Annotated in this window: 8 protein-coding genes; 6 read left to right on the forward strand and 2 right to left on the reverse strand. The window is 74.7% G+C overall.

Annotated elements, in window-relative coordinates:
- The first annotated feature begins 57 nt into the window (after nt 1-57).
- The 3 genes from ACFC1X_RS31985 to ACFC1X_RS31995 all read left to right on the forward strand — a co-directional run bounded on the left by ACFC1X_RS31985 (nt 58) and on the right by ACFC1X_RS31995 (nt 3,554).
- Nucleotides 58-1,038, forward strand: coding sequence for a zinc-binding dehydrogenase (locus ACFC1X_RS31985; protein WP_376360413.1), 981 nt, complete (start codon nt 58-60; stop codon nt 1,036-1,038).
- 64 nt (nt 1,039-1,102) lie between these two features.
- The gene (locus ACFC1X_RS31990; RefSeq protein WP_376360416.1) at nt 1,103-2,605 is read left to right on the forward strand and encodes an MFS transporter; all 1,503 of its coding nucleotides are present in this window, start codon (nt 1,103-1,105) and stop codon (nt 2,603-2,605) included.
- Between the two features lie 67 nt (nt 2,606-2,672).
- Nucleotides 2,673-3,554 carry an aminoglycoside phosphotransferase family protein gene (locus tag ACFC1X_RS31995; RefSeq protein WP_376360419.1) on the forward strand — a complete coding sequence of 294 codons (882 nt, stop codon included), beginning with the start codon at nt 2,673-2,675 and terminating at the stop codon, nt 3,552-3,554.
- 19 nt (nt 3,555-3,573) lie between these two features.
- Here ACFC1X_RS31995 and ACFC1X_RS32000 read toward each other — a convergent pair whose 3' ends face one another.
- Nucleotides 3,574-6,915, reverse strand: coding sequence for an AAA family ATPase (locus ACFC1X_RS32000; protein WP_376360421.1), 3,342 nt, complete (start codon nt 6,913-6,915; stop codon nt 3,574-3,576).
- 354 nt (nt 6,916-7,269) lie between these two features.
- Here ACFC1X_RS32000 and ACFC1X_RS32005 point away from each other — a divergent pair, with 354 nt between their 5' ends.
- The 3 genes from ACFC1X_RS32005 to ACFC1X_RS32015 all read left to right on the forward strand — a co-directional run bounded on the left by ACFC1X_RS32005 (nt 7,270) and on the right by ACFC1X_RS32015 (nt 10,866).
- The gene (locus ACFC1X_RS32005) at nt 7,270-7,956 is read left to right on the forward strand and encodes a LuxR C-terminal-related transcriptional regulator (protein ID WP_376360423.1); all 687 of its coding nucleotides are present in this window, start codon (nt 7,270-7,272) and stop codon (nt 7,954-7,956) included.
- 169 nt (nt 7,957-8,125) lie between these two features.
- Nucleotides 8,126-8,821, forward strand: coding sequence for a DUF4255 domain-containing protein (locus ACFC1X_RS32010; protein WP_376360426.1), 696 nt, complete (start codon nt 8,126-8,128; stop codon nt 8,819-8,821).
- Nucleotides 8,818-10,866, forward strand: coding sequence for an ATP-binding protein (locus ACFC1X_RS32015; RefSeq protein WP_376360429.1), 2,049 nt, complete (start codon nt 8,818-8,820; stop codon nt 10,864-10,866). Before ACFC1X_RS32010 ends, ACFC1X_RS32015 begins: the two co-directional genes overlap by 4 nt.
- Before the next feature lie 18 nt (nt 10,867-10,884).
- On the opposite strand, the gene ACFC1X_RS32020 is transcribed toward ACFC1X_RS32015, so the two are convergent.
- Nucleotides 10,885-11,763, reverse strand: an 879-nt coding sequence (locus ACFC1X_RS32020) for an RICIN domain-containing protein (RefSeq protein WP_376360432.1), incomplete at its 5' end; no start/stop codon positions are given.

Genomic DNA, 11,763 nt, shown 5'->3' on the forward strand with positions numbered 1-11,763 from the left:
GAGTCCGTACCGGCCGGCACTGGCCCGTACCGGCCACTCTTCCGTTGGGGGACCCTCATGCACGCCATCCGTCTGCACGCCTTCGGTCCGGCGGAGAACCTCGTCCTGGACGAGGTCGAGGATCCGCGGCCCGGCCCCGGCCAGGTCCGGATCGCCGTCCGCGCGGCGGGCGTCCACCTCCTGGACACCGCCCTGCGCGAGGGCGCCCAGGGGCCGTTGCCCGCGCCGCCCGAACTGCCCACCATCCCCGGCCGCGAGGTCGCGGGCGTCGTCGAGTCCGTCGGGGAGGGCGTCCCGGCGGACCGGCTCGGCAGGCGCGTCGTCGTCCACCTCGGCTTCGCCCCCGGAGGCTACGCCGAACTCGCCGTCGCCGACCTCGCGCGCCTGCACGAGATCCCGGAGAGCCTGGACTTCGCCGAGGCCGTCGCCATGATCGGCACGGGCCGTACGGCGATGGGGATCGTCCAGTTCGCCGACCTCGGCCCCGGCACCGTGGCCGTGATCCCGGCCGCCGCCGGGGGCCTCGGCACCCTGCTGACGCAGTACGCGAAGAACGCCGGCGCCACCGTGATCGGACTCGCCGGAGGCCCCGAGAAGACCGCCCGCGTCGCCGCGAACGGCGCCGACCTCGCCGTCGACTACAAGGACCCCCAATGGCCGGAGAAGGTCCGCGCCCACCTCGGCGGGCGCCCGGCGACGGTCGTCCTCGACGGCGTCGGCGGCGACGTGGCCCGCGAGGCCGTCGCGCTGCTCGGGCCGGACGGCCGGCACGTGGTCTTCGGCTGGTCGGCCTCGGGGCCGCGCGACGGCACGCCCTACCTGGTCGAGGGCGTCTCCCAGCAGGTGCTCGGCCCGGTGATGCTGGAGCGGGCCGGCGGCGCCGATCCCCTCCGCACCCTCGAACTGCGCGCGCTCGGCGCGGCCGCCGCGGGCCGCCTCGTCCCGGCCGTGCACCGCTTCCCGCTCGCCGCTGCCGCCGCCGCGCACCGTGCGCTGGAGAACCGCGGCACGACGGGCAAGGTGGTCCTGGTGCCGTGACCGACCGTCACGACCAGACACGGACAGGGATGCGATACGCCCCGATCCGTGGTCTTCTGGCCAGATGAGTGGCACCTGGTCAGGTGAGCCGGCCGCGCCCACGGATGCCGATCCCCACCGCTGGTGGGGGCTGGTGGTGATCGCCCTGGCCCAGCTGATGGTCGTACTGGACGCGACCATCGTGAACATCGCGCTGCCGTCCGCGCAGCGCGACCTGGGCATGTCCGACGGCAACCGCCAGTGGGTGATCACCGCCTACACCCTCGCCTTCGGCGGCCTGCTGCTGCTCGGCGGGCGGGTCGCCGACCTGGTGGGACGCAAACGGACCTTCGTCATCGGGCTGATCGGCTTCGCCGCCGCCTCGGCGCTCGGCGGTGCCGCGACCACCCCGGCGATGCTCTTCGGCGCCCGCGCGCTCCAGGGCGTGTTCGCCGCCCTCCTCGCACCGTCCGCGCTCTCCCTGCTGAGCACCACGTTCAGCGACCCGCGGGAACGGGCGAGGGCCTTCGGCATCTACGGCACGCTGGCCGCGAGCGGCGCCGCCGCGGGGTTCATCGTCGGCGGCGTGCTCACGGAGTACCTCAACTGGCGCTGGTGCCTGTACGTCAACATCCCCTTCGCCGTCGCCGCCGTCATCGGCGCCTACACCCTGCTGCGCGACCGTCCCGGCCACAGCGGCGCCCGCCTCGACGTCCCCGGCGTGCTCCTCGGCTGCGGCGGCCTGGTCTCCCTCGTCTACGGCTTCGGCGAGGCGCAGCCTCGGGGCTGGAGCGACCCGCTGGTGCTGGCCCTGTTCGCCCTGGCCGTCGTACTCCTGGCCGGCTTCGTGTGGTGGCAGACCCGCGCGCCGATGCCGCTGCTGCCCCTGCACATCATCCGCGACCGCAACCGGGCCGGCTGCATGCTGACGATGATGCTGGCCGTCATCGGCATGTTCGGGATGTTCCTCTTCATGACCTACTACCTCCAGGTCATCCTCGCCTACTCCCCCCTGAAGACCGGCCTGGCCTTCCTGCCGATGACCGCCTCGATCCTCACGGGCTCCACCCAGATCTCGGCCCGGCTGCTGCCGCACGTGGGCCCGCGCATGCTGATGGTGCCGGGCATGCTCCTCGCCTCCGGCGGCATGGTGATCCTCACGCAGATGACCGTGGACTCCGCGTACACGACCGAGATCCTGCCCGCGCTGATCCTGATGGGCCTCGGCATGGGCCTGACCTTCATGCCGGTCTTCTCCACCGCCACCGCCGGGGTCGCCCCGCGGGACTCCGGCGTGACCTCGGCGACCGTCAACACCTCGCAGCAGGTCGGCGGCTCGATCGGCACCGCGCTGCTCAACACCATCGCGACCAGCACCGGCGCGTCCTACATCGCCTCCCACCTCACCGACCCGACGCGGCGGGAACAGGTCGTCCGGGAGGGCATCGTCCACGGCTACACGGTCGCCATCTGGGTGGCCGCCGGCATCATGCTGCTGGCCGGCCTGGTCGCGGGCCTGATGGTGACGGCCAAGGCGCCGAAACACGACACCCCGGCCGACGACCCGGTGCCGGAGCCGGTGGCCTGAGAGGGCCCCCGCGAGGCCCCCGATATCCACGTGACCGCGGCACCGCGCCCAGGTAGCGTCGTCGCCTGTGATCGACGTTCCGGACGGACTCGCGACCGCGCAGGCGAAGTACAACGGAGAGGCGGGGCGCGCCTTCATCGACGGACTGCCGGAGCTGGCCGCCTCCTTCCTGCGGCGTTGGGAGCTGCGGCTGGACGGGCCCTCGATGCACGGCTGGGCGGCGCTGGTGCTGCCGGTCGTGCGCCACGACGGCGTCCCGGCCGTGCTGAAGCTCCAGATCCTCGACGAGGAGACCGAGGGCGAACCCCTCGCGCTGCGGGCGTGGGACGGGGACGGAGCGGTCCGGCTGCTCGACCACGACCCGGCCACCGGCACCATGCTCCTGGAGCGGCTGGACGCGGACCGCATGCTCAGCCACGTCGAGGACTCCCGCGCGGCCGTCCTCGTCATCGCCCGGCTCCTCGCCCACCTCACCGCGACCCCCGCGCCGCCCGGCGTGCGCGGTCTCGGGGAGATCGCGCGGGACATGCTGGAGCAGACGCCCCAGGCCCTGGGCGACATCCCGGACCCGGCGGACCGGCGGCTGGTCGCCGACTGCGCCGCGGCCCTGCGCGAGGTCGCCGACGAGCCCGGCGACCGGCTGCTCCACTGGGACCTGCACTTCGAGAACGTCCTCGCCTCCGCGCGCGCCCCCTGGCTGGCCATCGACCCCAAGCCGCTGGCCGGCGACCCCGGGTTCGATCTGCTGCCCGCGCTGGACAACCGCTATGACCCGGCCGAGACCCGGTGGCGCTTCGACGCGATGACCGACGTCCTCGGCCTCGACCGGCGACGGGCCCGCGCCTGGTCCCTCGCCCGCGTACTCCAGAACTGCCTGTGGAACGTCGAGGACGGCGACCCGCTGGAGGCCGAACAGCTGGAGATCGGGCGGTTGCTGCGGGCCCTGTGAGCCGTGATGGGCCGGCCCGTCAGCCCTGCGCGCGGGGCCGGTCGCGTCCGCGTTCCCGGTCCAGCGCGGCCGGAAGTTCGGTCCTGCGCCGTATCCGCAGCTTGCGGTAGGTGCTGGTCAGATGGGTCTCGACGGTGCGCCGGGCCAGGTGCAGCAGGTCGGCGATCTCGGTGTTCGTGCGGCCGTCGGCGGCGAGTTCGGCGATCCGGCGCTCACTGCCGGTCAGTGATCCGGCGCCGGTGTGGGACGCGACGGAGCCCCGGGCGCCGCCCTCGCGCAGGGCCTGCCCGGCCAGGGCGAGCCACCGCAGCGCGCCCTTGCGTTCGGCCAGCTCCGCCGCCTCGCGCAGCCGGGCGCGGGCGCGTCCGCGCTCACCGGCCGCGATCAGCTGGCGGCCCTGGGCGAGGAGGGCCGGCATCAGCTCCATGTCGGTGTCGGCGGGCGCGTCCCGCAGGGTCCGTACGGCCTCCTCGGCCAGCTCCAGACCGCGGCGCCCGCCGGTCGCGGTGCCCAGCACGCTCAGCGCGCGGCCCACGGTGCGCGGGGTGTTCCACACCCTGGCCAGCCGCAGTTCCTCCGTCGCCAGGGCCAGCGCCTCCGGGCCGCCGCCCAGGGCCAGCCGGCACTCCGCGACCGCCGTCCGCCACGGGGTGACGACCGGGCTGACCACCTCGCGGGCCGACTGGCGCCGCCCGCACTCCAGGAAGTCGTGCAGCGCGCCCGCCGGGTCGCCGGTGGCGGCGCGCAGCACGCCCCGCGCGTACAGGTAGCGGTTCAACTCCCAGTTCTCGGGCACCTCGCGCAGGTCGAAGCGGTCGGCGTAGCGCAGCGCCTCGTCGATGCGGCCGGTGTGGACGAGGGCCATCAGGGCGTGCGCGTCCCGGTTGGTGGGGCCGTTGGCGCGTCCGGGGTCGGTGGCGAGCAGCCGGGCCAGGTCGCCGCGGGCGGCGGCGATGTCGGCGCGGGTGTTGAGGATCGCGTGCTGCATCGGGTGCAGCAGGGCGGGGTGCTGTCCGGCCAGGCCGCGCTCCACCAGCCGGTCCGCCTCGTCGAGTTCGTCGGCCCACTGGGCGACCGCGGCGGCGGTGCCCAGCAGGAAGGGCTCGGCGAGCGGGTCGGTGGGCTGCGCGAGCAGGTCCCGCACCCGGGCCATGGCCTCCTCGGCGGAGATCAGCGCGGCCGTCGCCGCGTACCGCACCAGCAGGGCCTGTCCGGCGGTGCCCACCAGCTCCGGGGAGTGCCGGCCGGTCTCGGACAGCCAGCGGTACACCTCCTGCCGGGTCGCCAGGTCCTCGTCGGACAGCATCGCGGTGGCGGTCTGCACGGTGCGGGCCAGGCCGGGGTGGCCGGAGAGCCGGCCCTCCGTGCGGCGCAGCACCTCCATGGCGGTACGGATCTCGCCGCGGCCGGCCAGGGCGGTGCCGAGGGCGACCGCGGTACGCACCCGGTTGCGGGGCTCGGCCGGCAGGTGCTGGGCCTCGGCGAGGCGGGCGATGGCGGCGGGGGTGTCGGCGGAGGCGTACTCCAGGGAGCCCAGTTCGGTCAGCAGCCGCTGGCGGAGGTCGTCGGTCAACCGCTCGTCCAGGGCCCGGCGCAGGTAGGCGACGGCGTCGTCCGGGCGGCCGTCGTGCACCGCGACCGTCACGGCGTCCCGCAGCACCCGCAGCGCCCAGGGCAGGCCGACGACCGGGGTGCGCAGCAGGTGCCGGGCGACCGCCTCGACCCGGTCGCCGCGGCGCAGCATGGCCTCCGCCGCCGCCCGGTGCACGGCCTCCCGGCGGGGCCGGGGCCAGCCGGTGAGCACGGCGTCGCGCAGCAGCGGGTGGGCGTAGCGGGGGCGGCCGCCCGCGTCGGTGCGCAGCAGACCGAGCCGCGTCATGGCGGCGAGCCAGCCGGCGACCCGCGCGGGATCGGCCCCGGCGGCCTCGGCGAGCACGTCGACGGGGTCCCCGGCACCGGCCGCGCCCGCGGGTCCCTCCTGGGGAGTGGGCGGACGCCAGCGGCCGGGCGTGCGGTGCTGAGCGTGGGCGGACGGGTCGTCAGGGCCGTAGCAGGAGGCGGGCGTGTCCCCCGGGAACGCCTCGTACTCCTCGTGGAGTGCGTACGGCGGGCCGCCCTCCCTCCCCGGCACGTCGCGGCCGGACCGCGCGTACGGCCCGTGCGCCGGATGCCCGACGGCCGCGCCGCCCTGCGCGGGCACCGTCGTCTCCCCGTACGGCCCGCGCCCGGTACGGCCGGCGCCGCCGGACCCGGGCCCGAAGCCGCCGGACCAGGCGTCGGTGTGCGGACCGGGGGCGGTGGTGAGGGGGGCCGGATCCGTGATGAGGGGGTCGAGGGCCAGGGAGGGGCCGGGGTCCGCGCAGGCCGCTCGCCGGGTCTCGGTCCGGCCGTACCGCACGGGCTGCGGGTACGGACCGCCGTCCCCGTACTCGGCGGGCCGGTCGTGCTCCGGCTCCGCATGGCCCGTGGGCGTCCGCGGGGCCGGCTGGTCGAGGGCATGGCGAAGCTCGGCCCGGCGCGGCGGCCGGCCCGGGGGCCAGGCCTGTTCCAGGGCCGCGAGGCTGCGGGCGACGTCGGCCGTCGCGGGGCCCGCGCTGTTCAGCCACCAGGAGACGGCCGCCGGGTAGGACCCGGGGTACAGCTCCGCGGACGTCTCGGGCACCCGTGGCAGGCCCTCGGGGTGCCGGGTGCCGCCCAGGTCGTCCAGCAGGGCGTGCAGCAGCAGCGGGCTGCCCGCACCGGCCCGTACGCAGTCCGCCGTCCACCGTGCCGAGGCGCCGGGGAAGGCGGCGCGGACCAGCCCGGCCGCCGCCGCGTCACTGAGCGGGGCGAGGGTGTGGGTGCGCACGAGGGAGGGCGACAGCGCCTGGGTGAGTCCGGCGGGCCGCGGTTCGATGTCGTACTGGCTGCGCTCGGTGGCGACCAGCAGTAGCGGTAATCGGTCGACGTGCCGGGCCGCCTCCGCCAGCCAGCGCCTCGAGGGCTCGTCGGCGAGGTGGACGTCGTCCACGGCGACCAGCAGCGGGCCCTCCGCCGCGTAGGAGCGCAGCAGCCGCCACAGCCGGGCCGCGCTGCCCCGGTCGTCGTCCCCGGGCGCCACGTCGGTGAACTCGGGGACCGGGCCGAGGAGATGGAGGACGGCGGAGAAGGGCACCGCGGTGTCCTCGGGCGAGCACCGCACGCGCAGCACCCGCAGGCCGCGGTCGGCGGCGTGCCGGGCGGCGGTCTCCAGGACGGCGGTGCGGCCGGTGCCGCTCGCACCACGCAGCAGGACGAGGCGGCCGGTGCCGGCCCGCGCGCGCTCGATCTCGGCCGCGAGCAGCGCGTGGGCGTCATCGCGTTCGCGCAGCGGTCCGGTCATCGGTGCCTCCTGTGGTGGATGGTGCTCCCCCGGTGTGTGAGACGTCTGAATGGGCTGATGGGTGGCATGAACTCGCCGATATCGCCGCGCCGCGTCCTCGGACCCGGCGGTGGCTGTGTCGGGGCTCACGGTGGTCCGCGGCCACCCCCACGGGCCCACGCTTCCTTGCGTGCACCCTTGTGACCTGCTGAAACGTCCTGGCGTCGGCGGTTCGTGGTGGTGGCCGCGCTGGTCTCGTGGTGTGCCTCGTGGTGCTCCACGATTGCGAAGTCCCACTTGTCACAGAAGTGTGGAACACGCTCATCCGCTACCGGCTTGCGCCGCGTAACGGGCTCGTGAACAGGGGGGAAACGGTTGCTCAACTCACCCCGGACCACCATCACCACGTCCACCCGCGGCTCCGGCGGAGCCGTCGGCGTCACCGACCGGCGCGTGCCGGTGGCGGTGACCGCTCCGGACCCGATCAGCCGCGAGGGCGCGGTCAGCCAGCTGCGGCGGCATCCGGAGATCGACCTGCGCGAGGACTCGGGGCCCGGCACGGTGGCCCTGCTCATCGAGGACACGCTGGACGAGGCGGCGCTCACCCGGCTGCGCCGGATCGTGCGCAGCGAGGGCGCGCGTGCCGTGCTCGTGGTCGGCGCGATCCGCGAGAGCGAACTGCTCGACGTCGTCGAGTGCGGCGTCGGCGCCATCGTCTGGCGGCACGAGGCCACCGCGCACCGGCTGGTGCAGGCGGTGCTGGCCGCGGCGCGCGGCGACGGAGACCTGCCCGCGGACCTGCTCGGCCGGCTCATCAGCCAGGTGGGCACGCTGCACCGGGGCGCGGCGGGCCGCCCCGGCGCCCCCTCGCTGGGCCTCGCACCCCGTGAGGTGGACGTCCTGCGCCTGGTCGCCGAGGGTCTCGACACCGGAGAGATCGCAGGCAAGTTGTCCTACTCCGAACGGACCGTCAAGAACGTCATGCACGGACTCACCACGCGACTGCACCTGCGCAACCGCGCGCACGCCGTGGCCTATGCCCTCCGGGAAGGCTACATCTGACCGAACGGGCAATCGAGAGCGGACCCTCGGGGCCGCGCGGGCAGCATGCCCTGCCCCGTCGTCGTCCCCGACGCGCCTGCGGGCGGGACGGCGGCCGGGACACGATCGGTGACAGGCGGCAGCGGCAGGGCCGGCCGGACTCAAGTACGGGCAGGGCGGGAGTGCTGGCGTGATCCACGAGGTGGACGAGGTCCTCAAGGGCCTCATCAAAAGTGGGGCGTTGGCCGGCTCGGGCATCGACGTGGCCTTCGAGGCGCCCACCCGTGACTGGGCGGCGCGGCGCAACGGCCCCGTGGTCAACGCGTATCTGTACGACATCCGGGAGGACACGGCCCGGCGCCAGAGCGGGAAGATGCCCGTCCACGACGACCGGAACATCGTGGTGCGGCGCCGCCGCCCGCCGCGCTGGTTCAAGCTGTCGTACCTGGTGACGGCCTGGACGAAGACCCCGCAGGACGAACACCGGCTGCTGTCCGCCGTACTGGCGACCCTGCTGCCGCGCGAACTCCTGGCGCCCGGTGAACTCCCCCCTTCCCTGGCCGCGCTCGACCTGTCGGTGCCGCTAACGGTGGCCGGCGTGCAGACCGAGTCCCGCTCCCTCGCCGAGATCTGGTCCGCCCTGGGCGGCGAACTGAAGCCGTCCCTCGACCTGGTGGTGACCGTGCCGTTCCCGGCGTTCCCCGAGTACGACGCCGGGCCCCCGGTCACCGAGGGCGCGACGGTCCTGGTCGGCGGCATCGACGGCGACCCGCCGATGTCCACCGGGCGCTCCCACCGGCCGCACCAGGTGGCCGCGGCCCGTGCCGCCCGCAAGGACGCCCTGGAACGCAAGGACCCGACGGACACCCGTACGGGCAGGCGATGAACGCCCCTTACACCGACGCCCCGGAGACCGCCCGTACCGGCTCCGCGACCGACCCGTACGACCATCCCGCCGAGGTGCTGACGGTCCGCCTGGCCGCGCTGCGGGAGCGGGTGACCGCGCTGGTCGAGCACCGCGCCGCCGCCGACCCGACGGCCGACGACCCGCTGCGCGGCCTGTACCTGTCGGACGAGGCGGTCGACCACCTGCTGCGCACCTGGCCGTCCGGCGAGCAGGAGCCCGGGACCGGCGAACCGGTCGCCGTGGGCGGTCCCACGGGCCCCGGGGACCGGCTGGCGTGGCTGGCCGGGCGCACCAGGCTGACCGAACTGGACAGCTCGGTCCTGCTCATCGCCCTGGCACCCGACGTCGACCGCACCTTCGAGCCGCTCTACGGCTACCTCAACAACGACGTGAGCCGCCGCCGCGCCACCGTGAGCCTCGCCCTCGAACTGTGCGGGGTGCCCGCGCACCTGCCCGCGGCCCGGGCCCGGTTCCACGCCTCGGCACCGCTGTGCGCCCTGGGCCTGCTGGAGGTGGAGGAGCCCGAGCGGCCCTTCCTCACCCGTTCGCTGCGGGTCCCCGACCGCCTGATCGGCCACCTGCTGGGCGACGACACCCCCGACGCCGCCCTGCTCGGGCTGCTCCAGCCGATGCCGCGGCCGCTGCCCTCGACGGCCGCCGGCAGCGACGACTTCGTGAGCCGCCTCACCGCCCGGCTGCACGACGGCCCGCTCACCGCCTACCTGCGCGAACCGCGCGAGGGCGACGGCCTGGCCGCCCTGGCCTCGGTGCTGGAGGCCGCGAAGACCGACGCGCTGCGCTGCTCCTCGCCCGAGAACCACGTCCCCGAGCTGCTGCGCGAGGCCCGCCTCAGCGGCCGGGCGGTCGTGGTGTCGGGCCTGCCCGAGAAGCCGGGGCCCCTGGTGCGGGAGCTGACCGCGGCGACGGACGTCACCGTGCTGATGACCGACCCCCGCCCCTACGACCCGCAGTGGTCCCCGGCCGACCCGCTGGTCCTGGACGCCCCGGGCCGCCGGGCCGGGGGCGCGGCCGCCTGGCGGGCCGCGCTGGGCGCCGACGCCGACGGGTTCGACCTGGCCACCGCCGTCGCCCCGTACCGGCTCGGCGGGGACCGCATCCAGCGGGCCGCGCTCACCGCCCGCTCCCTCGCCGCCTTCGACGGCACCCCGCTCACCGCCGAGCACGTCCGGCTCGCCGCCCGCCGTCAGTCCGCCTCCGGCCTGGAGAGCCATGCCCGGCGGATCCGGCCCGACGTGGACTGGACGGACCTGGTCCTGCCCGACAAGCCCCTCACCCAGCTGCGCGAACTCGCCCTGCGCGCCCGCCACCGCGACCAGGTCCTGGGGGAATGGCGGCTCAGCGCGGGCGGCGGACGCGGCCGGGGCGTGCTCGGCCTGTTCGCCGGCGAGTCCGGCACCGGCAAGACCCTGTCGGCCGAGGTGGTCGCGGCCGACCTGGGCCTCGACCTCTACGTGGTCCAGCTGTCGTCGGTCGTGGACAAGTACGTCGGCGAGACCGAGAAGAACCTCGAACGGATCTTCACGGAGGCCGACCGCACCGACGCCGTACTGCTCTTCGACGAGGCCGACGCCGTCTTCGGCAAGCGCTCCGAGGTCAAGGACGCGCACGACAAGTACGCCAACATGGAGAGCGCCTACCTGCTCCAGCGGCTGGAGTCCTTCGACGGCATCGCCCTGCTCACCACCAACCTGCGCGCCAACATCGACGAGGCGTTCACCCGGCGCCTGGACCTGGTGGTCGACTTCCCGTTCCCGGACGCCGATCAGCGCCTCGCGCTGTGGCGGCACGGCCTGTCGCACGTCCCGTCCGTCGACGGCATCGACCCGGCCGACCTCGCCCGGGACTTCGAGCTGGCGGGCGGTTCGATCCGCAGCGCGGTGGTCACCGCCGCCTATCTCGCCGCCGGACGCGCGGGAACGGTGACGGCGGACGACCTCCTGGAGGGCGCCCGCCGTGAGTACCGCAAGGCCGGACGGCTGGTCCCGGGGGAAGGCGACTGGTGATCCCGCCTCCCCCGGCCGTCACTTCTCCGTCAGCTTGATGATCTTCCACTCCTGGTCGTCACTGTTGCTGCAGTGGTAGAGCGTCAGCTTCTCCCACGCCTCACCGGTGCTGTAGCCACTCACGTCCAGGCACTTGTTCTCGCTGGCGAAGTTACGGATCCAGTAGTCACCGCTCTCCTGCTTGTCGGCCCACCAGAGCTGGTTGTCGGCCTTCGTGCCGTCGCAGGTGAACTCGGTGATGTCGGTGGTGACGGGCGCGGCGCCGTAGCCCGCCAGGTCCATGCAGAGCCGGTCCTTGACGTTCACGATCTGGAAGAGCGGCACCCCGTTGGGTCCGCCCTTCGCGTACTTCACTTCAAGGTCCCAGATCTGATTGTCGCCGACCTCGTTGCAGTCCGACTGCTGGACCCGGCCGTTGAGCTCGCCCTTCTCGCGGCCCGGGAGCTCGGCGCACATCTTGGTGGTGGCGTTGCGCAGCATGACGTTCTTGGCGGGCACCAGCGGCTTCACCGTCGGCTTCTTGGGCTTCTCGGGCTCCTTGGACTCGCCGCCGCCCTTGTCGCCGCCTCCGCCATCGCCCTTCGGCTCCTGGGTGACCGACTGCTGCGGCTGCGGCTGCTCGGCGGCCGCGGGTGATTCGGCCTGGCTGGGCAGGGTTTCCGGGGACGCGCTGGGACTGGGCGCGAGAGCGGCGCCGGCCTGCTCCGTCTGCTCGGTGGCACTCGTGCGGACCTGCGGCTTGTAGGCGATCCAGATCATCACGAACGCGATCGCCAGCGCCAGGAAGATACCGAAGAAGGTCGCCAGCCAGCGCGGCAGAAACCCACGCTGGACGTACGTCCCCTCGACGTCCGTCGGATCCGTCCCGGACCGCTTCACCGACAGCGTGTAGGGACG

It is taken from the genome of Streptomyces sp. NPDC056128 (assembly GCF_042263835.1).
In the GTDB taxonomy this organism is placed as follows: Bacteria; Actinomycetota; Actinomycetes; order Streptomycetales; family Streptomycetaceae; genus Streptomyces.